The 22,897-nt window shown below is 46.8% G+C and carries 23 protein-coding genes; 16 read left to right on the top strand and 7 right to left on the bottom strand.

Annotation, left to right across the window (positions count from 1 at the left end; genetic code table 11):
* Window positions 1–26 precede the first annotated feature (26 nt).
* Both ACP2WE_RS02235 and ACP2WE_RS02240 read left to right on the top strand, forming a co-directional pair.
* Window positions 27–794 carry a DUF928 domain-containing protein gene (locus ACP2WE_RS02235; RefSeq protein WP_425213970.1) on the top strand — a complete coding sequence of 256 codons (768 nt, stop codon included), beginning with the start codon at window positions 27–29 and terminating at the stop codon, window positions 792–794.
* Window positions 795–821: 27 nt separating this feature from the next.
* Entirely contained in the window at window positions 822–3,146 is a 2,325-nt protein-coding gene (locus ACP2WE_RS02240) for a CHASE2 domain-containing protein (protein ID WP_425213971.1), read from the top strand.
* A 100-nt stretch (window positions 3,147–3,246) separates the two neighbouring features.
* Here the strand turns inward: ACP2WE_RS02240 and thrC are convergent, their stop codons facing one another.
* Window positions 3,247–4,557 carry a threonine synthase gene (gene thrC / locus ACP2WE_RS02245; protein WP_425213972.1) on the bottom strand — a complete coding sequence of 437 codons (1,311 nt, stop codon included), beginning with the start codon at window positions 4,555–4,557 and terminating at the stop codon, window positions 3,247–3,249.
* Window positions 4,558–4,756: 199 nt separating this feature from the next.
* Between thrC and ACP2WE_RS02250 the strand changes: the two genes are divergently transcribed.
* On the top strand, window positions 4,757–6,121 hold the full coding sequence (locus ACP2WE_RS02250; protein WP_425213973.1) for a DUF3084 domain-containing protein: 1,365 nt from the start codon (window positions 4,757–4,759) through the stop codon (window positions 6,119–6,121).
* Window positions 6,122–6,360: 239 nt separating this feature from the next.
* Window positions 6,361–7,092: a Uma2 family endonuclease gene (locus ACP2WE_RS02255; RefSeq protein WP_425213974.1), complete on the top strand. Its 732-nt coding sequence runs from the start codon at window positions 6,361–6,363 to the stop codon at window positions 7,090–7,092.
* Window positions 7,093–7,272: 180 nt separating this feature from the next.
* On the opposite strand, the gene ACP2WE_RS02260 is transcribed toward ACP2WE_RS02255, so the two are convergent.
* Window positions 7,273–7,551, bottom strand: coding sequence for a hypothetical protein (locus ACP2WE_RS02260; protein WP_425213975.1), 279 nt, complete (start codon window positions 7,549–7,551; stop codon window positions 7,273–7,275).
* Window positions 7,552–7,867: 316 nt separating this feature from the next.
* Here ACP2WE_RS02260 and ACP2WE_RS02265 point away from each other — a divergent pair, with 316 nt between their 5' ends.
* The gene (locus tag ACP2WE_RS02265) at window positions 7,868–8,164 is read left to right on the top strand and encodes a hypothetical protein (RefSeq protein WP_330486218.1); all 297 of its coding nucleotides are present in this window, start codon (window positions 7,868–7,870) and stop codon (window positions 8,162–8,164) included.
* On the opposite strand, the gene ACP2WE_RS02270 is transcribed toward ACP2WE_RS02265, so the two are convergent.
* Window positions 8,161–8,667: a DUF1993 domain-containing protein gene (locus ACP2WE_RS02270; protein WP_425213976.1), complete on the bottom strand. Its 507-nt coding sequence runs from the start codon at window positions 8,665–8,667 to the stop codon at window positions 8,161–8,163. The two genes, ACP2WE_RS02265 and ACP2WE_RS02270, sit on opposite strands and share 4 nt — an antisense overlap.
* A gap of 176 nt (window positions 8,668–8,843) precedes the next feature.
* Here ACP2WE_RS02270 and ACP2WE_RS02275 point away from each other — a divergent pair, with 176 nt between their 5' ends.
* The gene (locus tag ACP2WE_RS02275; protein ID WP_425213977.1) at window positions 8,844–9,254 is read left to right on the top strand and encodes a hypothetical protein; all 411 of its coding nucleotides are present in this window, start codon (window positions 8,844–8,846) and stop codon (window positions 9,252–9,254) included.
* A gap of 392 nt (window positions 9,255–9,646) precedes the next feature.
* On the opposite strand, the gene ACP2WE_RS02280 is transcribed toward ACP2WE_RS02275, so the two are convergent.
* The gene (locus ACP2WE_RS02280; protein WP_425213978.1) at window positions 9,647–10,669 is read right to left on the bottom strand and encodes an alpha/beta fold hydrolase; all 1,023 of its coding nucleotides are present in this window, start codon (window positions 10,667–10,669) and stop codon (window positions 9,647–9,649) included.
* A 251-nt stretch (window positions 10,670–10,920) separates the two neighbouring features.
* Between ACP2WE_RS02280 and ACP2WE_RS02285 the strand changes: the two genes are divergently transcribed.
* The 4 genes from ACP2WE_RS02285 to ACP2WE_RS02300 are packed head-to-tail and all read left to right on the top strand — an operon-like array spanning window position 10,921 to window position 15,048.
* Complete coding sequence (locus ACP2WE_RS02285; protein ID WP_425213979.1) at window positions 10,921–11,556, top strand: DUF4129 domain-containing protein; 636 nt, start codon at window positions 10,921–10,923, stop codon at window positions 11,554–11,556.
* Between the two features lies 1 nt (window position 11,557).
* On the top strand, window positions 11,558–12,697 hold the full coding sequence (locus tag ACP2WE_RS02290; RefSeq protein WP_425213980.1) for a DUF4350 domain-containing protein: 1,140 nt from the start codon (window positions 11,558–11,560) through the stop codon (window positions 12,695–12,697).
* Between the two features lie 45 nt (window positions 12,698–12,742).
* Complete coding sequence (locus ACP2WE_RS02295; protein ID WP_425213981.1) at window positions 12,743–13,693, top strand: AAA family ATPase; 951 nt, start codon at window positions 12,743–12,745, stop codon at window positions 13,691–13,693.
* Between the two features lie 20 nt (window positions 13,694–13,713).
* Window positions 13,714–15,048 carry a DUF58 domain-containing protein gene (locus tag ACP2WE_RS02300; RefSeq protein ID WP_425214218.1) on the top strand — a complete coding sequence of 445 codons (1,335 nt, stop codon included), beginning with the start codon at window positions 13,714–13,716 and terminating at the stop codon, window positions 15,046–15,048.
* Here ACP2WE_RS02300 and ACP2WE_RS02305 read toward each other — a convergent pair.
* A complete protein-coding gene (locus ACP2WE_RS02305) occupies window positions 15,026–15,991 on the bottom strand; it encodes a stage II sporulation protein M (protein WP_425213982.1) in 966 nt (321 codons plus the stop codon). The two genes, ACP2WE_RS02300 and ACP2WE_RS02305, sit on opposite strands and share 23 nt — an antisense overlap.
* 78 nt (window positions 15,992–16,069) lie before the next feature.
* Between ACP2WE_RS02305 and ACP2WE_RS02310 the strand changes: the two genes are divergently transcribed.
* Complete coding sequence (locus ACP2WE_RS02310; protein WP_425213983.1) at window positions 16,070–17,044, top strand: hypothetical protein; 975 nt, start codon at window positions 16,070–16,072, stop codon at window positions 17,042–17,044.
* A gap of 26 nt (window positions 17,045–17,070) precedes the next feature.
* On the top strand, window positions 17,071–17,838 hold the full coding sequence (locus ACP2WE_RS02315; protein WP_425213984.1) for an RDD family protein: 768 nt from the start codon (window positions 17,071–17,073) through the stop codon (window positions 17,836–17,838).
* A gap of 304 nt (window positions 17,839–18,142) precedes the next feature.
* Here ACP2WE_RS02315 and ACP2WE_RS02320 read toward each other — a convergent pair whose 3' ends face one another.
* Complete coding sequence (locus tag ACP2WE_RS02320) at window positions 18,143–19,576, bottom strand: circularly permuted type 2 ATP-grasp protein (protein ID WP_425213985.1); 1,434 nt, start codon at window positions 19,574–19,576, stop codon at window positions 18,143–18,145.
* A gap of 222 nt (window positions 19,577–19,798) precedes the next feature.
* Window positions 19,799–19,963, bottom strand: coding sequence for a hypothetical protein (locus ACP2WE_RS02325; protein ID WP_425213986.1), 165 nt, complete (start codon window positions 19,961–19,963; stop codon window positions 19,799–19,801).
* An 81-nt stretch (window positions 19,964–20,044) separates the two neighbouring features.
* On the opposite strand from ACP2WE_RS02325, the gene ACP2WE_RS02330 reads away from it, so the two are divergent.
* From ACP2WE_RS02330 to trmD, 4 genes are all read left to right on the top strand, one after another.
* Complete coding sequence (locus ACP2WE_RS02330; RefSeq protein WP_425213987.1) at window positions 20,045–20,188, top strand: hypothetical protein; 144 nt, start codon at window positions 20,045–20,047, stop codon at window positions 20,186–20,188.
* 252 nt (window positions 20,189–20,440) lie between these two features.
* A complete protein-coding gene (locus ACP2WE_RS02335; RefSeq protein ID WP_425213988.1) occupies window positions 20,441–20,680 on the top strand; it encodes a hypothetical protein in 240 nt (79 codons plus the stop codon).
* A gap of 285 nt (window positions 20,681–20,965) precedes the next feature.
* Entirely contained in the window at window positions 20,966–22,168 is a 1,203-nt protein-coding gene (locus tag ACP2WE_RS02340; RefSeq protein ID WP_425213989.1) for an MFS transporter, read from the top strand.
* A gap of 38 nt (window positions 22,169–22,206) precedes the next feature.
* Window positions 22,207–22,881, top strand: a complete 675-nt coding sequence (gene trmD / locus ACP2WE_RS02345) for a tRNA (guanosine(37)-N1)-methyltransferase TrmD (protein WP_425213990.1) — start codon at window positions 22,207–22,209, stop codon at window positions 22,879–22,881.
* Window positions 22,882–22,897 lie beyond the last annotated feature (16 nt).

Genomic DNA, 22,897 nt, shown 5'->3' on the forward strand with positions numbered 1-22,897 from the left:
TTTCTCTGCATGGAAGGCTACCCATTATGGCAATTAAATCTTCTTACCTTTTCGCTTCCACCTTTTCGCTACTCTTATCTCTAAATTTTCTAACAATCCCGAGTCAATCTGCATACGCTCAGGCAGCTACCAAAGGAGTTTCTAAAGGGCAAAAAATACGATACATCCCGCCAAAAGATCTTGGTATTCTCAGTAAATCTATCCCTGGGATTTTTAGAGGAGATGAATGCATTCAAGATATAGATGTCACTTGTGTATCAGCTTTGATACCCGACGCAAAGCCTACACTAAACACCTCCCCCTTGACGATATCGGCTCGCCCTACTTTTTTCTTTAGCGTACCCAAAATTCGTAGTAGAGCTACCTTTATACTCGATGAAGTCGATGCTACTGGGAAAAATACACGCATTTACAAATCGACATTTCCAGTGGAAAGTACATCAGGTGTGATTGGGTTTACAATGCCTGCTGATGCCCCAGCCCTAAAAGTGAATAAAATTTATGCTTGGAAATTTATTCTAAAAGATATCAACACGGATAAGGATGTTCTTGGTACGGTTCACAGGATCGAACTCAGCCCTAGCTTATCGAAGCAGCTCGAAAACGTGCCACCCTTGGAACGTGCTGCCCTCTATGCCAAATTAGGGATTTGGTATGATTCGGTCAAGATTCTTGCCGAAATTCAGCAAGCAGACCCAAACCGCAAACAGCCTTTACCTGAATGGGTAGATTTATTAAAGTCTGTAAATCTCGAGCGCCTTGCTATGCGACCTTTGGTAAAAATGCGACTATAAGGCTTGAGATTAAATTGATGAAGCTTCATGTGGTCTAGGATTAAGCGACAAATCTGGCAGTGGCGAGGCGTTTTACTTGCGGCTCCGAGTGCCACGTTTGTGGTGGTTATCCTGCGTCTGAGCGGTCTTTTACAGCCCTTAGAATGGTCGCTGCTCGATCAGTTGTTTCGATGGCGATCGCTTGAGCCTGACGATCCGCGCATTGTGATTGTTGCCATTGATGAGTTGGCGTTTCAAAAGCTGGGAAAATGGCCGATGGACGATCGCAAACTGCTTGAGTTGTTAGAAAAGGTAAAGCAGCAACAACCACGAGCGATCGGATTAGATCTGGCGCGAGATTTGCCCATAGAGCCAGGTCATCAAGCCCTTGTTACGTTTTACAAAAATACCCCTATCCTAATTGGGGCTGAGAAAAAGCCCGATCTGATTGATTCAAACATAACCATACAGGGGTCAGGCATTAATCCGCCACCCGAACTGCAACAGCTAGACCAAGTTGGTAATATCAACTTACCCATAGATAGCGACAACAAATTACGACGAGGTTTACTCTCTTTACCATTACCCGATCGATCTTTGAGTTTGAGTTTTCCACTAAAGCTTGCCCTGCTTTACTTACAGGCTGAACCCGACACTAACATTCCCTATCCTGACGCGATTAATACCCCTGAAAGATTTCGCGGCAATGATGGTGGTTATATTGGAGCTGATGATGGTGGGCATCAAATTTTGATTAATTTTCGCCGATCGCCGAACGGTTTTCGTACTGTGTCGATGGTTGATGTCTTAGAAGGAAAGATTCCGCCCGATCTAATGCGCGATCGCGTTGTGTTAATTGGCGTCACTGCCCTCAGCACAAAAGACTTTTTCGTTACGCCCCTTGATGGTGGATTGGGGAACCCGCGCTTGCAAACCCCAGGAGTGGAAGTTCACGCCCAAGTTGTCAGCCAACTGCTCAGCGCAGCGATGGAAGGGAGAACCGGGATCAAAACTTGGTTTGAAATTTGGGAATATCTATGGATTTTGGGCTGGTCTATCGTGGGGGCAATTGTAGTCTGGCAATGGCGATATGTAGATTCTGAACGAGATGCTGAGCCATCTCTATGGCGTAACGGTTTGCAGATAGTTCGAGCCTTACGTGTGGCGATCGTGAGTGGTGTTTTGTTGGGTATTGCCGCGATCGCTTTTGCCTATGGTTGGTGGATTCCGATTGCACCTTCACTGCTTGCGACTTGGGCTGCGAGTATTTTTGTGACGAGTTACCTCGCTCGCTCGGCTTCCCAAATTCGTACCTATTTTAGCCGCTATCTTACCGACGAAGTTGTTGCTCGCCTATTAGAAACCCCAGAGGGTTTGCAGTTTGGTGGCGAAAGACGCAAAGTCACGATTCTCATGTGCGACCTCAGAGGCTTCTCTGCGATCTCGGAGCAACTACCTCCTGAAAAGGTTGTAGAAATTCTCAATGTCTTTTTGGGAGCCATGACAGATGTAATCAACCAGTACCAAGGAACGATCGATGAATTTATTGGCGACGCAATTTTGGTGATTTTTGGTGCGCCGATTTGTCGAGAAGATGATGCTCCCCGCGCGATCGCCTGTGCGATGGCAATGCAGTTGGCAATGGTCTCAGTCAATCAATCCTTAGAGAAGTTGGAATTGCCCCAGATTGCCATGGGAATTGGGATCAATACAGGTGAAGTGGTGGTTGGGAATATTGGTTCTCAATCCCGTGCCAAATATGCTGTTGTGGGTAGTCAGGTAAATCTAACTTCGCGGATTGAATCCTATACCGTAGGAGGACAGGTACTCGTCTCAGAAAGCACCTACGCCCATGCCGATGGAATTATCCAGGCTAATGGCAGTATGCAGGTTGAACCCAAAGGGGTAAAGCATCCGATTACGATTCATGATGTTTGCGGTATTGCTGGTAAATACAATCTCTTTTTGTTTGACAGCCAAGAGCAGTTTCACCCACTCAAAATCCCCATTCCCATTGAATATCGAATTGTAGAAGAAAAACACCTAGAGAGTGAGACCTTTCAGGGGAGTATATGCAAGCTGTCTCAACACCGTGCCGAAGTTCTCTGCGATCGGACGATTCCACCCCTGACCAATATCAAGGTTCGCTTGTCAAAAGTTCATTCTGATTGGGAATGCGAGATTTATGCCAAGGTGTTAGTTCAAACACCAAGTCAAATCCTCAGCCCAGAAACAGCAGGAGTTCCTGAATGGAATCTGCCAGAAGTAAGCGATCGATCTGAGAATTTTACCAAATGCTATATTCACTTCACGACAGTACCGCCTGCAATTAGACAGTGGTTGAGACAGCAAATAGATAGTTCGGAATCCTAGGGCAAAGATAAGACTTTTGCCCTAGCCAGCGATCGCACAAGCAAAAAAGGAGGGACTTGGGAATCACTCCTACCATAGAGTTTTGAAGATAAAATTTAGATTAGACCGAAACGGGTTGCCATTCTAGGCGCTCAAGGGTATGAGAGCGTTCTAGAGCGCGTTCAAAGCTGTTCAGCTTGGGTTCGATTTGTAAGGGTTCGCCCACATAGCCTTGAATGGCTTCCTGCGTTTTTAGCCCGTTACCCGTGATGTATGCCACCGTGGTTTCATCGGGATCGATTTTGCCAGCTTCGACGAGTTTCTTGAGAACGGCGATCGTCGTGCCACCAGCAGTTTCGGTAAAGATACCTTCGGTTTCGGCAAGCAGCTTCATGCCTTCAATAATCTCAGCGTCGGTGACAGATTCAATATTGCCATTGGTCTTGCGTGCGATATCGATCGCATAGATACCATCCGCAGGGTTACCGATCGCAATGCTCTTGGCAATGGTTTTAGGCTTGACAGGAGTAACAAAATCACGTCCATCACGGAAAGCAGCGGCAATGGGAGAGCAGCCTTCGGCTTGAGCGCCACTAAAGCGCACATCCTTGCCTTCGACTAAGCCAACCTTGACAAATTCTTGAAAGCCCTTGTAAATCTTGGTAAATAGCGACCCAGAAGCGAGGGGAGCAACGATGTGATCGGGCAATTTCCAACCCAGTTGTTCGATCACTTCGTAACCGAGGGTTTTGGAACCTTCAGAATAGTAGGGGCGCAGGTTGATATTTACAAATCCCCAACCATGGGTATTGGCTACCTCAGAGCAAAGGCGATTGACCTGATCGTAATTGCCATGTACGGCAAATACTTTGGGGGCATAGATTACAGTGCCCAGCACCTTACCTGCTTCTAAGTCGGAGGGAATAAATACGCAGCAGTCGAGTCCTGCATGGGCGGCGATCGCTGCGGTCGAGTTTGCCAAATTCCCCGTACTGGCACAGGCAACCGTGCTAAATCCCAATTCTCGGGCGCGGCTCAGCGCTACAGATACCACCCGATCCTTGAAACTGAGGGTGGGCATGTTGACGGCATCATTTTTGATGTAGAGATTCTTTAAGCCCAATCTACGCGCTAGACGGGAAGCTTTCAGTAAAGGAGTCATGCCCGTGCCGACATCGATATAGTTGTCAGTCTCGACGGGTAAAAAATCACGGTAACGCCAGATCGAGTTAGGTCCTGCTTGAATGCTTTCGCGGGTGACTTTGGCGGAGATCGCTTCGTAATCGTAAGCCACTTCTAGAGGACCAAAGCAAAATTCGCAGACGTGCATTGCCTTGGCTTCGTACTCTGCTCCACATTCTTTGCATTTCAGACCGCTAAAGGTGGAGACCTTTTCACTGGTATAGCGAGAGTTTTGGGTGGCGCTTGTCATGGCTTTATAACTGCTTGGGCTAACTGTTTAGTGGTGAGATTAATTATGAGGAATTAACTTTACTTTTTGAGTTATTCGCAACATAACACAACCTGTCAATAGTCGTCAAATATACCCGACTTTTTTTATCGGTTTTAATTTAAACCCATTCAAGAGGCTGAACTGCTAAGATTGTTTCCTAACTGGTGTAAGGAATTGAATGGCTGGCTACACGCTCATACTGGCGATTTTGATCTTGGGTGGCATCATCGCAACGCTAGGCGATCGGATCGGTTCTAAAGTTGGCAGGGCCCGCCTAAGCATTTTTAATCTAAGACCCCGTAACACAGCCACTCTGGTGACAATTGTTACGGGCGGTGCGATCGCGGCTTCTACTCTGGGTATTTTGCTGGCAAGCAGCAGCCAACTCAGAGATGGATTGTTTCAGCTAGAAAGTATTCGTGCCGATCTGAGCAATACCCAGGCAGAAAAGCTGAAAGTCGAAAAAGAACTAAATACAGCAAGGACAGAGCAGGGGCAAGCGCAACAACGCCTCGATCGAATCAATAAATCCCTCGCCCAAGCCCTATTAAGGCAATCTCAAACCCAAAGCCAGCTCAAACTGGTCGAAGGCAAATTTCAAGAGGCTCAAACCGAACTGCAAAAAGTACAGGAGCAAGAAGCAACCCTGCGCGATCGCGTCCAAAGTCTTAGTGCCGAGCAGGAAAAATTACAAGCAGAAAGTCAGAAATTAGCCCAAGAGCGCGACCAACTGACCAACGACCTTGCTCGTATCACCACAGAGCGTGAAAGCCTGCGTCAAAAGGTAGCTGAGTCAGAAACCAGCTTGAAAGCGATCGAGCAGCAACGCACCCAATTAATCACCGAAGTTTCTTCGCTAGAAACGAGCCGCGATCAGCTACTGGCAAGCATTCAAGCCCTGCGAACGGGTAACGTGGCGATTTTGTCTGACCAACTGCTGGCGATCGGTGTAATTCGTCCCAAGCTAAGCCGAGATGAGTTACGCGAAGCCACCAATCAGCTTTTACTGCAAGCCGAACAAAATAGTCGCGCCCTGTTAGACTTTTTACCCGGTCAAGCGCCCCAAGATCGCGTCATTCGAGTTACGCAAGCACAGGTCGATGCTTTGATTGACAAAATTAGTGACGGTCGCAGCTACGTGGTGCGAATTCTTTCGGCGGGCAATTACTTGAAACGTGAAACTGCAATCATGATTTCGGCAGATATAACGCCCAATCGGCAAGTTTTCACAAAGGGCGAAGCGATCGCATCATTACAATTTAAGCCCAATCTTTCAGAACGAGAACTAGCTTCTAGAGTAGAGCAATTATTCTTACTGGTAAGTTTTCGAGCAAGAAGGGAAGGAGTTTTGGCTGACCCGATTACAGGCAAAGTTGGTACATTCTCTCCAGAAGCTTTAAATAACCTACTACAGAAAATTCGCACGCTCCAATCACCTTTTGAAATTCAGGCAGTGGCAAAGGAAACGATTTTTACTGCCAGTACCTTGACTCTAGAGTTGATCGTTCGGCAAGATGGTATAGAAGTTGGTCGCTTTGATTAATAAGAGCCACTTTGCATATTTGCATAGCGATCGTTGGAATAACAGGTTAAGTTCCATTTGGTGCGTTTCATTGCATGAACGAACCCTACGCTATCACTGTTTTTAAAAAATGATAATTTTGTGGGCAATGCCCACCCCACGCTACTAAACATGGTTTCAGAGATGGCGTAAAAAGTAAGGATAGATACAGTTTTAGATATGGCATAATGAGGACTAATCTTGATTCATGCAGGAAAGTCATGATTCATCTTTCCTATGACCCCAAACTACAACTACCAACGTCTGAGCAACTTCCTCACTCAGACGATACCCCTGTGGACAACGAACTCCAAAACGATATCCCCAACTTCATTCTCAATCTCTTAAGGCGCATTTGGGAAGGAAAGCAGGATTGGTTTTTTGGTGTCGATATGGCAATTCACTATAACGCTGGCACACCTGCGATCGTGCCTGATGGATTCTTAGCTTTAGGCGTACCCAGGCACAAAAGTGAGGGCGGGCGTTTAAGCTATGTCCTGTGGGAAGAAGCAAATATCATGCCCATACTCGCTCTAGAGGTGATTTCAGAAACTTATAACAGCGAGTATGAAAAAAAGCTAACTACCTATCAAGAAATGGGAGTTTTGTACTATATCGTCTACAATCCCCTGACAACAAAAAAGCGAGCCTATAAGGATCGTTTGCCATTAGAAATCTACCAACTTGTAAATGGTGAGTATGTGTTACTAAGCGATCGCCAGCAAGAGATAGTTTGGTTGGAACAGATTCAACTAGGGCTGGGCTGTGAAGTTAGAGAAAACACTGGTTGGACGAGAGAGTGGTTATATTTATACGATCGCACTGGGAAGCGATATCTAACGGATAAGGAAACTGCCGAGCAGGAACGTCTGGCTAAGGAGAAAGCCGAACAAAAAGCTCAACGGCTTGCCGAAAAGCTCAGGTCACTTGGGTTAGACCCTGATGAAGTATAAGCGGCGGCATGTATCCTGAAAGGAATCTCTTGCTTATCTCTAGAAAATCGCTCTTGTGAATGAGATGCGATCGCTTATCAGTCTAGGAACCTCTTTGCATATTTGCATAGCGATCGTTGGAACAACAGGTTAAGTTCCATTTGGTTCGCTTCATTTCATGAATGCACTCTACGTTACTCTTCAGGAGATGCCTACTAAAGTACAGTCATGAGCTTTTACAAAATCAGATGTAAGCGAAACTGAATCGAGAGTAGATATTGAGCGATAGCCTTTAGGATGTTTGGGCGATCCAATCCACTCGCCATGAGTTTTTAGATTTTGAACATACGAACCATCAATTAATAATTTTACTTTTTGTCCACTCTTAATTAACTCGTTCGCTCCAATTACCGGTCCCACAAAAACAGTAAATCGAGAAGAAAGATGGAAAACATCAGTAATTTTTACTTCAAAACACATATTCTTTAGCTCCTGTATAGTATAGATTCGTAGGATGGGTTAACGGAGCGTAACCCATGCAGTCGTTGGATTTTGAGCCTCAATCCAACCTAAAGTTATAGAGAAGACTCACCTATAGTAAGCAGCGATCGCTTCAGCAGTTTCAACCCCTTCCTCTCGTTTTGTTGACGTTCTCAATTCGCTTTATTTTGTCATGGTATCAGGAATTATTCATAAATCGATTGTATGATATGGATCATTGAGGAATAAGCAGCCAATGATAGAGATTAGCTTGCTAAAATGACCGACAATCTAATCACTGAATCAAGATTTTTTCATGAAACTGCCAGAATGCGATCGCTGTAATCTTTATTCTCGGACAAACTATCTCGTCTGTGCCGTTCATCCAGCGGGGCCAAGCGGTAAAACTTGCCCCGATTTTGAGTCAGCCGAACTATGGGAGCCAGAAAATCCCGAGCATTACCGCGAGCAGCATATGGATGAATGGTTTTGGCATCCCATTTTTACGGGCAAATGCCCCGATTGCAATCATTCCTTTTCGCGGTTGAGGCTACCACCTTTACATTGGCGATGTTCGGTCTGCGGTTGGGAAGATGATGAAAGCGATGACTAGGGGCTTCCTAAAAAGTCTTTTTTGCCAAGCTCTACACCGCAATGTCTGAGAATGTTATAGGTCGTCGTGATATGGAAATAAATGTTAGACAGCACAAAGCCAAACAGAAATGGCAATCCCTCAAGGGTGAGAGAAGTTTCGCGCATGGGGATAGTAATCGACTTGGCTTCCGAACCGTCAATTTGCTCGGGTGTCAGCGTTTCTAGGTAAGCGATCGTTTTGCGAACGCGATCGATCAGTTCGGGAAAAGTTGTTTCGTTATCCTCATACTTAGGAGCTTCTTGTCCCGCTAGTTGAGCGGCTCCGCGTTTGGCAATATCTGAGGCGATTTGAACCTGCCGCGACAAAGGAAACATATCAGGGAACAAACGCATATTAATTAGGACGGTGGGGTCAATTTTTTTGGTTTCAGCATGGGCAGCACCTTTTTCCAAAATCGTCACGAGATTATTCAAGTTGCGAATCAGGACAGGTACTGAAGCTTTGTACATGGAAATCATCATGGATAGTTCTCTCAAAAATAGGAAGTTAAATTTCAGTTAAAGTCCACATGCTCAAGTTTAGATATGCCATAGAATGTGGGGCATAGACAAAAGTTCTTTTTTGCCTTTACTATAATTTTAAGCGGTGGCGTACCAGAAATTGAAAAGCACTCGCAATTCAACTTTTTGTAAGATCTATGAAATATCTTTCTATGGTTCTAACCTCAACGCTTCGAGTTTTGATTGCTGGTTTAACCGTTTTAGGAATCAGCGCGATCGCGACATCCTCAGTTATGGCAGAGGACACAACCTATGCCAATAACGATTGGAGAGTCACGGTAGGTAGCGAACGACCATGGTCGGGCGTAAACGGCACGGGCAGTTTCACCTATTACGGATGCGATCGCGATGGGAAGTGTATTTTTTTACGTAATGGAAAAGCATCTTGTCAATTTGGAATATGCCGCACAGTATGGGTAAATGGAGAATATTCCTATGAATTGCGCTCTAAAATCGGAGAAGATTCTGAAAATCAGGGCACTACGTTGATTGTCGGAAATAAGACAGGCGTAATTTTGCGATCGGAAAGATTAAGAATAGTGAATTAGTCAGGATAGCTGGGTGGGACTTTGCCACACCATCCCCAAGAGACCATCGTAATTACACAGACGGGATCTAGCTTATATAGCAGTCTCAAATTGTTTGTGAACGCTATGTTGCGGTTCAAACTGATACCAATTTAATTGGTGAAAGCAACAGATAGGAAATGCAAGACACTCTAATCCTTAACTACATGCTAGATCTGTTACCCTCGGTCTTTAAATTGGTATGAGATCCAAGCTTTTCACCGTTCAAGACCAATAAAGGATGGCTATAGAATCGATCCTACTGAGAATTCCCCATCAATGCCGACCAGTTGACCAAAACTCAAAAGTTTGGATCTGATTAATTGGTATCTTATTAAATTGCGAGTCCCTTAGCTTCTAGATACAAATAATCACTATTCTAATTTTTCACTCAGTTCCCCTACAGAATGCGATCGTACAGGATCGACTTTCTCTAAAACAATTTTTACAGCATCAATCATGATATCAGGGCGATCGACCCAGACAAAATGACCGCTTTTATCCGCTTGAAGATGGACGCAATCGGTTGACAGTTTTAGAAGTTCTAGATGCATTTTCTCCCGTAAGCGATTCGCACTTTGCAGGGGTATCAAAGCAGTCCAAAACGAAGGTTGGAAAAAAGAATTGGCTTGAATGCTGACCATAGGCATCGCACCGAACTGGTTTGCCGCACTGACCTGATGAGCGCTAGCATCTAGGCTTAACATCTCCTGACTCATGGTCATCCAGTGTTTCGGGCGACAAAAGGAACGTTTTACAGGATTGAGGGCATCCTTCGGTAACTTTCGCAATTCAGGCTTGAGCCCTTCAAAGACTTTGCCTGTTTTCAAGAGTCGAATTATCCCAAGCGCTGAGCCAAAAATAGACATCACAAAACCAGCTACAAAAAAGAGTTTCAAAGCCTTTAACGACAAAGGCATGTTCAGCATTCCCACTTCATGCACTCCATCGGTGAGTACGAGCCCCTTCACTTTTTCTGGAAATCGATGGGCATATAATCGCACGTTGTAACTACCAAAAGAATCGCCAATCAGAATGTAGGGAGGAACAATTCCTGCTTGGGTGAGTAGAACATCCAACTCCGTGACAATCCGATCGCTCGTTCGAGCATGAGGACTGCGATCGCTCCAGCCATAACCCGCCCGATCGTAGATACAGACCTGTCCGAGTTTTGCCAACGCTTCTATCAAAAGATAGCCTTCAACGCCTCCTAAGCTGTGATCGAGAATGATGGTGGGAATGGTGGGATTCTTTTCTCCTTTAACATAAAGATGTAAATGATAGCCGCCCACGTCATATCGTTTGCCGAGGGGTGGCTTGCGATCCTCAAGTTTGCAAGCGATCGCCTGATAAATGGTTGTCATAAAGAGTAACAACGCTTGAATTACTATTGACATACCGATCTAGACCTTCTTTGGTAACTATTTGACAGTTCAAAAATTGCAGATTTCAATTTTGACGGTAATTTGCTGATGGAGAGAATTTTCTGTCTGAATGGAACTTGGTGTTAACAGGCGATCGCCCAGTCAAGTATTTTGATTTCTTCAAGTTCAAACGCCTGATTGTGGCTTATTATCATCCCATATGTAAACTACGCAGTTAGAGCCCGATCGCTTCTGCTGCTGAAATCGCTAAAGCCCCGTCTGCTATGTCTGCAAATTCCTTTGATAAAACTAGTTTTGGTTGGCAGATCCAGCAAATGCAACAACGCTTTGGCGAATGGCTGGAGCTGAAATTTAGACCTTTGCTATCTCAAGCGTCTAAGTCGCTTGGTGTTGCACCTGACTGGTTAGGAGACATACTCCTCGCGATCGGTTGGGGTATCTTTGGTTTGGTGGTAGCGTGGCTGTTATGGCAGATTTATAAACTGGTGCGCCCCTATATTCTGTCACTGATTTTTTCAAGTCCAAATCGCCAAAAGCTGGCACTTCAAGAGGATCCTACGCAAACGATATATTCCCTAGCCGATTGGTTGCAGCAAGCCCAGCGGATGCAGGCAGAGGGCAATTATGGCAGTGCTTGCCGTGCCCTCTATATGGCATTGTTACAGCGCCTCAGCGATGCCGAGTTGATTGCCAGTCAAGCCAGTCGCACCGATCGCGAGTATCTAAACCTCCTTCACGAAATTCCCCAGTCCCAACCCTGCCAAGTTCTGATCGCGACCCACGAGCAACTGTGGTTTGGCAATGCTGCCATTTCAGCCGAGACCTTTGAGCGCTGTCAGCAAGCCTATCGAGAGGTGGAACGTCACTTGAACAACCTCACCCCAAGGGGTGCAAGTTAAGATGCAAGAGAATCCGATCGCTAAAATCTCTAAACGTTGGTGGACGATCGCCGCGATCGCACTGGTGGCGTTCGTTCTATTGACGCTCTTGAGTGCTACGGCTGAAAGCCCCACTAGCCAAGGTTCTAGCTATAGCAATACGCCCAGTGGTTATGGGGCATGGTATGCCTTTATGGAAAAGCGCGGCGTGAAGATGCAACGCTGGCAGCGATCGCTTCAAGAGTTGCCAGTTGGTAAACCGACAACATTGGTGCGCGTGATGAACAGGCTAGTCTCAGAGGAGAGCGCAATTTATTCTCAGCAATCTTGGGTCGCAAAGGGGAATCGACTGGTGATCTTGGGAGTTAGCGCCCCTCCTACGGAAGCTGCTTTTAGTCAAAAACTAGATAGTAAAGCGGGTTTGGTTACGATTGAAACAACGCGGCGGTTTCCTAAAAACCTCGATCTCAAACTCCTTAGCTCGGACGCAATCCCTCAGAAATTGCTAAGCGATGAATTTGGTGCGGTTGCCGTTTCTCAAAAACAGGGGAAAGGTCAACTCATCCTTGTCTCGACGCCATATCTCGCCGCCAATGCCTATCAAGATGCGATCGGCAATTACGAATTTTTGGCACAGTTGGTCGCGCAAGATGGCAACCGCGTGCTGGTAGATGAGTATATCCACGGCTATAAAGATCGGGATGTACTCGTTAAGGAAGGGAAGACCCAGTGGGAGTCATACCTGCTCAAAACCCCTTGGCTGCCTGTGGGTTTGCAACTAGCGGTGGTGCTATTAGTGCTGATTGTTGCGCAAAATCGTCGCTTTGGCGCACCCGTCATCCCCGAATCGCGCGCTGTTGATAACAGTACTGCCTATATTCAGGCGATGGCTGCGGTTCTATATAAGGCACAAAACAGCGAGTTTGTTTTAGAGGTCGTGGGCAAAGCCGAACAGTTACGCATCCAGCAAGCCTTGGGGTTGGGAGGGCAAACCCTGCTCGATCGCCAAGCCATCATTCAGGCTTGGATGCAACAAACCCAGCGTCCTGCGAATGAGCTGGCGTCCGTACTGCAATTTAGCGATCGCCCTCGTAAGGTGAGCGAACCAGAGTTAAAAATCTGGTTGTCAAACTTGCAAATTGTCCGCAAATACCTGCCCTAGTTAACCCTAGGTTTTAGAATTGTTTCAGCAACATTAAAAGCAATTATGAGCGAAATTCACGGTGTATTTACCAAACTCAGTCAAGCCCTCAGTCAAGTCGTGCTCGGTCAAACTGCGATCGTTAACCAGCTCTTAGTGGCGCTTCTATCGGGAGGGCATGTGATTTTAGAGGGCGTACCAGGAACGGGAAAAACCCTAACCGTCAAGGTCTTAGCCAGTCTCTTAAAGGCAGAATTTCGCCGCATTCAACTCACGCCAGATATTTTACCGACGGACATTTTGGGGACAAATATCTTCGATCTAAATAGCCGTGAATTCGTACTGAAGAAGGGCCCCATTTTTACCCAAGTTCTCTTAGCCGATGAGATCAACCGCACGCCACCCAAAACCCAAGCCGCCCTGTTAGAAGCGATGGAGGAGCAGCAGGTGACACTAGATGGCACGAGCTTGCCCCTCTCTGACCTATTTTGGGTAATCGCCACGCAGAACTCCTTGGAATTTGAAGGAACCTATCCTCTGCCCGAGGCTCAGCTCGATCGCTTTCTGTTCAAACTGATCGTGGCTTACCCCGATGCGATCGCCGAACGCCAAATGCTCGTCAATAGCGAATCGGCTTCAGCCGTGCGCAGACTCGATCTCGCCAAACTCAAACCCGTAGCATCGGTGGAACATTGTTTGGCTGCCAGACAAGAAGTGAAAGCGATTAAGGTACAGGAGCCGATCTATGACTATTTGATGGCGCTCGTGCAGCGCACCCGCCAGCATCCCGATTTGGCATTGGGGGCTTCGCCGAGGGCAGCGGTCTCTTGGTTGTTGGCGAGTAAAGCCCATGCTTGGCTAGAGCAGCGCGATTTTGTCACGCCCGACGATATCAAAGCGATCGCCCTCCCCCTGCTGCGCCACCGTCTGATCCTGCGCCCCGAAGCTCAACTCGATGGCTTGCAGATCGATGCCACGATTAAAGGATTGCTTGCGCAGGTGGCTGTACCCCGATGATGGCAACATTAATCCCTGCATTGATCCCCGCCCGACGCACCTATTGGTTGTTCCTTGGTGTCGCCGCGATCGCCGTCGCGATCGCCATACTCACCCCTGAAGACATTCGCATCCCCCTATCGGTTCTGCTAATTTTGCTCGGCGATCTGGCAATTTTGGGCACTGCCTTATGGGATGCCCAGTGTGTAAAGCGCGATCGCGTTGAGGTGTCGCGCCAACATCTCAGTCGCCTCTCCATCGGTCGCGATAACCCCGTAACGATTTCAGTAAAATCGGGACATGGCAGCGATCGGGCGCAACAATTTACGGTTCTGATTCGCGATCGCTATCCCCAAGTTTTTGGCGTGTCGGTAGAATCTTTAGCGATCGCACTCCCAGCCAATCACACTGAAGATCTGAGCTACACCGTCTGCCCTCTGCGGCGGGGCGAGTACGACTGGGGCAATATCCAAGTACGCCAGCTCGGTCGGTGGCAGTTGGCTTGGCATGATTGGACGGTAGAAGCCAGTCAAAAAGTTGCGGTCTATCCCGATCTTTTGGCTTTGCGATCGCTAACGATTCCATTGACGCTGCAATCAACGGGTTCGATCCGACAGGTGCGACGGATGGGCATGGGAACCGAATTTGCCGAGTTGCGCGAATACAGTATTGGCGACGATCCGCGTCTGATTGACTGGAAAGCCACCGCTCGGCGCAGCCGTCCTCTCGTGCGCGTCTTGGAACCCGAACAGGAACAAACGCTGATTATTTTGTTAGATCGCGGTCGCTTGATGACTGCAAACATTGGCAGAATGCAGCGCTTCGATCTGGGTTTAAATGCCACCCTATCTTTGGCTCTAGCGGGACTGCATCGCGGCGATCGCGTCGGTGTCGGGGTGTTCGATCGCCAAATGCATACTTGGATTCCCCCAGAGCGCGGTCAAACGCATCTGAACAAACTAATTGAACGCTTGACACCCCTACAACCAGAATTTTTAGAACCCGACTACCTCAATGCGGTCACGACGGTGGTCAATCAGCAGACCCGTCGCGCTCTGGTCGTGATTATTACCGATATTGTCGATGCGATCGCTTCTTCAGAGTTACTGGCAGCGCTCAGTCGGCTGGTTCCTCGCTACCTCCCCTTTTGCGTCACCCTGCGCGATCCCCAGATTGACCTGCAAGCCAATGCCCTTGCTGCCGACGTGATGGCGGGCTATAGTCGCGCTGTCGCCCTAGATTTGCTAACGCAGCGCCAACTAGCCTTTGCCAACCTGCAACGTAAGGGCGTGCTGGTTTTAGATGCCCCTGCCAATCTAATTAGCGATCGCTTGGTCGATCGCTATCTTTTACTCAAAGCGAGGAATCAACTTTGACGCGGCGGCAATAGATAATCAACAGAGCAAAGAGGAGCGAACCCGTCAAATATTTAAACGGCTCTGGAATCGCAGGGTTTGGGGAGAAAAAGCCCTCGATCGCCCCCGCAATAAACAACATGGGCACAATACCCAATACCAACTGTGCGGCTTCATAGCCATAGATTCGCAGGGCATCGGCACGGCGATATTTCCCAGGGAAAAGCAATCCTCTGGCGATCAGCAATCCTGCCCCACCTGCAAAAAAGATGGCGGGCAACTCTAACGAACCATGGGGAAATACAAACGCCCAAAAGGGATAGGCCAAATCGTATTGGCTGACGAGGGTAGCGATCGCGCCGATCAGCAGCCCATTAAAAAACAAAAGATAGGCAGTAAAAGCACCACCCGTAATTCCGCCTGCCACAGCTTTAAAAGAGACCGCCATGTTATTGACCATGATTCCGCTAGATGCCAAGGGTTCGTAACCCAAAATCGATCCCATCCAGAGTTCGCGCTTATCTCTCACTTTAGCAATTAAAGATTGAGGCACAAGCGCAGCCATAAATGTCGGATCTTGCCAAGCGAACCACCAAGCGATTAAGACAGCTAGTAAAAAAATCGCAAAAGACAGGGCAATGTAAACCCAATTTTTTTGGATGGTTGCAGGTAACTGCCAAAGGTAAAAGTTGGCAATTGCTTGACTTTCTTGCCTTCTGGAACCCTGATAGACCTGACTGTACCCACGCGAAGTCAGTGCTTGCAAATCTTGAACCAGCGTATTCCCTAGCTCGTTGGTCTTGGCTCTCGCCAGATCGGCTGACACAGAGCGATATAGACTTGCCATCTGGCGAATTTGCTCGGCACGTAAAGACTTTAGCCCCTTGGTCTCGGCTTGCTTGAGTAAAGTATCTAACTGCTGCCACTGAGGCTCTCGCCGCGCAATCCAACGCTTTAGATTCATGAACTTTTCCTACCGCATCCCGCTTAGAATTAAAATTACCTGAGATCGTCGTCAATTCACATCATACTTGGCAAACGCATGTCTAATCCTCTCCCCAGCCCAGTTAGACCCCTTAATGTTGGTAATGTGGTCAGTGCAGGACTAGTCCTCTATCGCTCTAATCTGAAACAATATTTTCTGATCGCGATCAAAGCGAACCTTTGGTTTTTACCTGCTGTCTTTGCAGCCCTAGCACTATATTTTTCATTTTTGAGTCTCCTATTTCGTTCCTTTAGCTCTATCCTCAGTGCAAACGGATCGTTGCCCCCAAGCTTAGGTCCTCTCTTTCAAATCGTTGGGCGGTTTAGCGCGATCGCACCGCTACTCATTCCTATTTTGTTATTTATCGTTTTGTACTGCAATGCCAAATATCTAGCGAACTCGGCATTAATTTCGCGCCTGGCATATCAAGAGATGGCAAACCAACCAGAAAGTGCGAGTGATGCTGGGAAAAAAGTGTACCCCCGCATGTGGACGTTCTTCCTTGCTGGGTTAGAAGTTGGGTTGCGTCTGTTTGGACTTTATTTTTTATTCTCTTTTGCTGGTGGAATTGTCGCGGGAGTTTTGAGTGTTGGATCGAGATCTCCACTCAACCAGTCTCCTATATTTATTGTGATTATTATTGCCGCGATCTTGGGTTTGGTTTGGTACTACACCCGTTGGAGTATTTCCGAAGTGCCCCTAGCCGTTGAGACTGAGCTGAGTTCCAGCCAAGGTGTCCAAAGAAGTTGGGACCTCACTGCTACTGCGGTAGGCAGAGTGCAACTGATCGTGTTTGTCGCATTCCTCGTCACCATTCCAATTCAGGCAATCACCAACTATCTACCTAGTTACTTCCTGCGCTTGATCCCTGCCAATTCATTCGCCTTCTGGATTGTTTACATCGTTAATATTCTGATCAGCCTGTTGGGTGGGGTGATTGTGTTGCCTTTCTGGCAATCGATTAAAGCGGTTATGTATTACGATCTTCGCAGTCGTCGTGAGGGGATCGATCTGCAACTCCGCGATCGCTAAGTTATTGCCCAAATTCTATTTTTTGTATGCGCCTGTTTAACCGAATCACACTGCGTACCCCTGAAAGTGTCGAGCTAGAATTCACGCTGGCAGGGATTGGCAATCGCGCCCTTGCTCTGGCGATCGACTATTTAATCTGGGGTATCATCTTAGCGGTGGTTTTCACCTGCTGGGCGATCGCGTCCACGCAATTACCTATATTGAAAGGGAATGCTTCTCGCCAATGGATTGCCGCGATCGCCTTTTTGCTGGGATTCGCTGTTTATGTGGGCTACTTTGTCTATTTTGAAACCCTGTGGCAAGGTCAGACCCCAGGTAAACGCTGGACAAAAATTCGGGTGATTCGTGAAGATGGCAGACCCACTGGACTCCAGCAAGCAGCCTTAAGAGCCTTACTGCGCCCTGTAGATGACCTCTTTTCGCTTGGGGCATGGTGCATTATGTTAGGGGCAAAAGAAAAGCGCTTAGGCGATTGGGTCGCAGGTACGCTGGTGATTCAAGAAGATCGGCTCGTGGCTGCGGCGAATTTTCCCTTGTCGAAAGAAGCGCAGGCGATCGCTGAGCGCTTGCTAGTAACCACAAAGATCGCGGCGCTCATCCCCGATGACTTTGCCGTAATTCGCGAATATCTGCAACGGCGCAAGGTGATGGAAATCAATGCCAAGCTCAAACTGAGTCGACAGCTAGCCAGTCAAGTTCAAAATATTATCGAACTAGAGGGTTCCATGTCTGGCATTACCGACGATGTATTCCTAGAGGCAATCTATTTAGCCTATCAACAACAAAGTATTTAATACCATTTTCAAAAAATGATGCAACGCATCTTTTTGAAAAGACCGCGCTCTGCGCGGAACACAAAATCCGATCTGTCGCAAATTCAAGAGAAATTTGTATAACGTCAGTTGGGATAAGAAAACCTGAAACGCTATACATCCCAAGGATCCCCTCCAGCCCCCCTTGAAAAAAGGGGGGAGAACCCACTTCCCTTTTTCAAGGGGGATGCCCTATCGGGCAGGGGGATCGAACCCCTCGGTTCCAGCAAGTCGGCTTGCTTTGTTCCGAAATCCTTAACCCGAACTCAGGTTATTTAGGAACGAGCTAGGAATTTAGTACCCAAGTATCTTTACTGCCCCCACCTTGGGAAGAGTTTACTACTAAGGAACCTCTTTTAAGTGCCACGCGGGTAAGCCCACCGGGGTTTACAAAGATTTCTTTGCTGTAAAGAATATAGGGGCGCAGGTCAACGTGACAGCCTTCGAGACAGTCGTCGATTAAGGTTGGAACGCGGGAGAGGGAGAGCGTAGGTTGGGCAATATAGTTCCGAGGATTTGCTTTAATTTTGACGGCAAACTCCTGACGTTCTTGCTCTGTGGCATGAGGTCCAATCAGCATACCGTAGCCACCCGACTCATTTGCGGCTTTGACCACGAGCTTATCGAGATTGGCGAGAACATGGGCTTGTTGCTTCTCTTCCCAACATAAATAGGTCGGTACGTTCGCTAAGAGAGGTTCTTCATCGAGGTAATAGCGAATCATTTCAGGTACAAAGGAATAAATCACTTTGTCATCGGCGACTCCCGTTCCTAAGGCATTGGCGATCGCCACCCGACCCGACTTATAAACTTCCATCAAACCAGGAACCCCTAGCAAAGAATCTGGACGAAAGGCTAACGGATCGATAAAGTCATCATCAATGCGTCGATAGATCACATCTACCCTCTGAAATCCTTTGGTGGTTCGCATTTTGAGGTAGCCATCCATAACCACCAGATCTCGTCCTTCCACCAACTCCACACCCATCTGTTGCGCCAAAAAGGAATGCTCGAAATAGGCGGAGTTATAGATACCTGGAGTGAGAACGACCACATTGGGATCGGAAATACCATCATCCACCAGATTGAGCAGAGATTCCAATAAATGACTGGTATATTCCTCAACAGGGCGAATATCCATTTTGCTAAACACCTGTGGGAACGTGCTTTTCATAATGCGGCGATTGCCCAGCACGTAGGAAACTCCCGAAGGGCAACGCAGATTATCCTCAAGTACGTACATGGAACCTGCGCGATCGCGGACGAGGTCAGTACCCGTAATATGACACCAAACCCCTTTAGGCGGTTTGAGTCCGATGCAAGCTCGCTGAAATCCAGAGGCAGATTCGATCAGTTCTGAGGGAATGATGCCATCTTTAACAATTTTTTGGGTGTCATAGATATCGGCTAAAAACAAATTAAGCGCGTAGATTCTTTGCTTTAAGCCTTTTTCGAGTGACAGCCACTCTTGCGCTGGAATAATGCGCGGAATAATGTCAAACGGCCAAACCCTTTCTGTACCTTGCTCGCTGCCATAGACATTAAAAGTCACGCCTAGTTTAAACAACGCCAAACTCGCCGCCTGCTGTCGCTGGATCAGTTCTCCTTCGTTTAGGGCATTAATTTTTTCAACCAACTGCGTTGCTTCAGGGCGGGGCTGACCTGCGGCGATAAACAGCTCATCGTAAAAATCACCTGGATCGTAGTTTGTAATCTGCACGGCTAACCTTGAGAACTTTCTATGAATATTTTGGAGCTTAGAGCAGTCGGGGATCGGTGAATAGTTATTAGCGAACAGTTCTCGTATAGAAAAATTGCGATCGCATCAAAGTATAACCAATCAAAGCTTCGTGCGATTGCGAAGATTTATGCCCAAATATTGCGTTCTTACATTGCAAGAATCGCCTCATTTAAGCTCACCCATTCAGCCACACTCAGATCCTCAGCACGTACTTGCTGAATCGATCTGCATTTCCTCTAGAAGCGCCACAAGGCGATCTCGATCGATCGGCGACATCAGATTATTGCGTAGCATTTTACGGCGGGTGGCAACCAACTCATGACCAGGATAAACGGTGCAATGCCGAAAATTTTCAGCTTGTGACATGGTAATTTGAGGGAAGACTTGTTTAAGATCGTATCTGAACAAAATAAGGTGTTACTGAGGCTTATATTTGGGAATAAAGCTATGGGTTGGCAAGTAGGGGAAAAACTGCAAGGTGAAAAATACCTGATTACTGGTGTTTTGGGGGATGGAGGCTTTGGCACAGTTTATAAAGCCAAATATGTGCAACTCGATCGCGATGTTGCGATCAAAACGCCTTTAGACTAGACCCAAATTGACTCAATACGTGCGTTATCAACTATGGCAAAAAGTAATAAAGAAACGATGATTCTACTTATCTCATTGTTGATATAGCAATCCTAAATCAATCGTGAGACAGGGTTTGGTGAAATGAACTCTACGAGCATTTTCTGTTCTCACAAATCATACCAATTTCTCTTGAAATTGCGACAGATCGGGTTTTGTGTTCCGCGCGGAGCGCGGTCTTTTCAAAAAGATGCGTTGCATCACTTTTTGAAAATGGTATCAGATCGGATTGCTATAACTAGTGGATTAGCATCAGGATGCTACTTTCTTTTGCAACAAAAGGGGATCGGCTTTTTTTTGCCAATATCTGGCGCACCAAATGGAAAAGCAGAACTGCAAACTAGTGATACAAAAGCAGTAGCTTTATTTAATGAAGGGGTTAGAAAAGAGAAAGAAAAAAATTATTTAGGGGCAGTTGAGCATCAAAAGTGGTGGGGGAATGGTTTTATTTAGAACAGTTGACGAAGCGAGTTCAAGATAACCCCAATCATTTACAGTCATTCCAAACGTTTATTGATTTCTGCGATCGCTTTCCCAGAAAATAGAATCGTAGCGGCAATTCATGAATTGCCCCTTGTATCTTATCGCACCCTAAACACCCACACGATGACTGGCGATCGCTAATGCTAAAATTCCTGTAAATCTGAACCCATGACGACCAGTCTTTTTGAGAAGGCGATTTTTGTGGATTTGTTTTGATAATTATCTCAGGCAGCCTGTAGAGGCAGATGCATTTGCATGAATCGCAATTTTTGGATTATTGCTCTAATTTCTTTCATTAACTCGCTTAGCTTTACAATTCTGATTCCCGTTCTATATCTTTACGGCAGACAATTTCACCTCGATGATTTTCAGACCAGCTTATTGTTTGCGATTTATTCAATCTCGCAATTTTTTGCCACACCTGTTATTGGGAAATTCTCCGATCGCTTTGGGCGCAAACCCTTACTGATCCTCAGTTTAGGCGGAACGGTTGTAGCGAACTTGCTCGCAGGGACAGCGACAGTTGCTTGGGTCTTATTTCTGGCACGATTTCTAGATGGAATTACAGGTGGGAATGCTGCAGTCGCTCAAGCCGTAATTTCTGATGTGTCTACTCCTCAAAACCGCGCCAGAGCTTTTGGGATTAACGGCGCAGCCTTTGGTTTGGGCTTCATTCTAGGCCCCGTTGTGAGTTTGCTCGCCCAAAAATTTGCCCGCTATACGCCCTTAGGTGAGTCCTTCGGCGCTTCTTTTTTTGTTTCGGGCATCATTGCCGCGATCGCACTCTTTTTAACAATTTTTTATCTACCCGAAACCCTGAAAACCAAAGCTAAAAAAGCTGAGAATATTTTTGATATCGGCTTAGGGAATCTGATTGATGGTTTGTTTATGCCCAAAATTGGCATCTTACTTGGAATCAACTTTTTAACTGGGATGACCTTTACGCTTTTTACTTTTGCCTTTCAGCCCTACTTCCTAACGATTCTGAAACAAAACAGTGATGCCCTAACGCTAATGTTTGTGACGTTTGGTACGCTTGGTGTATTCATGCAAACATGGGGAATTACACAACTTACACGACGATTTCAACTGGTACAAATTCTGTTTTTAGGCTTGTTCGTTCGCAGTCTTTCGTTTGTACTGATGCCTGTTTGGGCAAATCTTTTTTATTTTATTGCTGTCTGCGTTCTCTTTTCACTGTTTAACTCGATCGTGCAACCCACCATCAGCGCGTTGATTTCGCTGAATGCCAAGCCAGAGGAACAAGGTACGGTTTTGGGTTTAAATTCTTCCTATCTCAGCATATCGAATGCTTTTGGCCCTGTGATTGCTGGCTTGGTTGTCAACCAAAACAATCCTCAGTCCTATGGGTATCCGCTCTATCTAGCTGGCATCTGCACGTTTCTCGTATTGATTTTTGCCTTCCTAAAGCGCAAGAGTTACACCGTGAAAAAGTAGAATGCTAAAATTCCTGTAAATCCGATCGCCGATACCCCATGCGCATTGACGTTGTTACGCTGTTTCCAGAATTTTTTACTTCGCCTTTAACCACCAGTCTTTTAGGGAAAGCGATCGCGCGGGAAATTGCCACAGTTACGCTGACAAATCCTAGGGATTTTGCCTTAGACAAGCATCGCAGAGTCGATGACGAACCCTATGGAGGTGGCGTGGGCATGTTAATGAAACCCGATCCGCTCTTCGCTGCTGTGGAATCCTTACCCATATTGCCAAAGCGAGAGATTATCTTTCTCACACCTCAAGGCGAACCACTCAAGCAAAATCTCTTAAAGGAACTCGTCACCTACGATCAGTTGGTGCTGATTTGCGGCAGTTACGAAGGCGTAGACGAGCGCGTCTGCGAACATTTGGTGACGCGAGAGATTTCCTTAGGAGATTTCGTTCTCACCTGTGGCGAGATTCCTGCCTTGGCGTTGATTAATGGCGTGGTGCGCCTCTTACCAGGCACAGTCGGGAAAGAAGAATCGCTAAAACTGGAAAGTTTTGAAGCGGGATTGCTCGACTATCCGCAATACACTCGCCCTCAAACCTTTCGGGGTTGGCAAGTACCCGATGTTTTATTGTCTGGGAATCACGCCCAAATTGAGGCATGGCGCAAGGAGCAGCAATTGAAACGTACCCGCGATCGGCGTCCAGATTTATTGGTAGACTAAAGCCACGATCGCATGG

Origin of the sequence: Tumidithrix helvetica PCC 7403 (genome assembly GCF_965232925.1) — a bacterium.
GTDB classification, from domain to species: Bacteria; Cyanobacteriota; Cyanobacteriia; order Pseudanabaenales; family Pseudanabaenaceae; genus Tumidithrix; species Tumidithrix helvetica.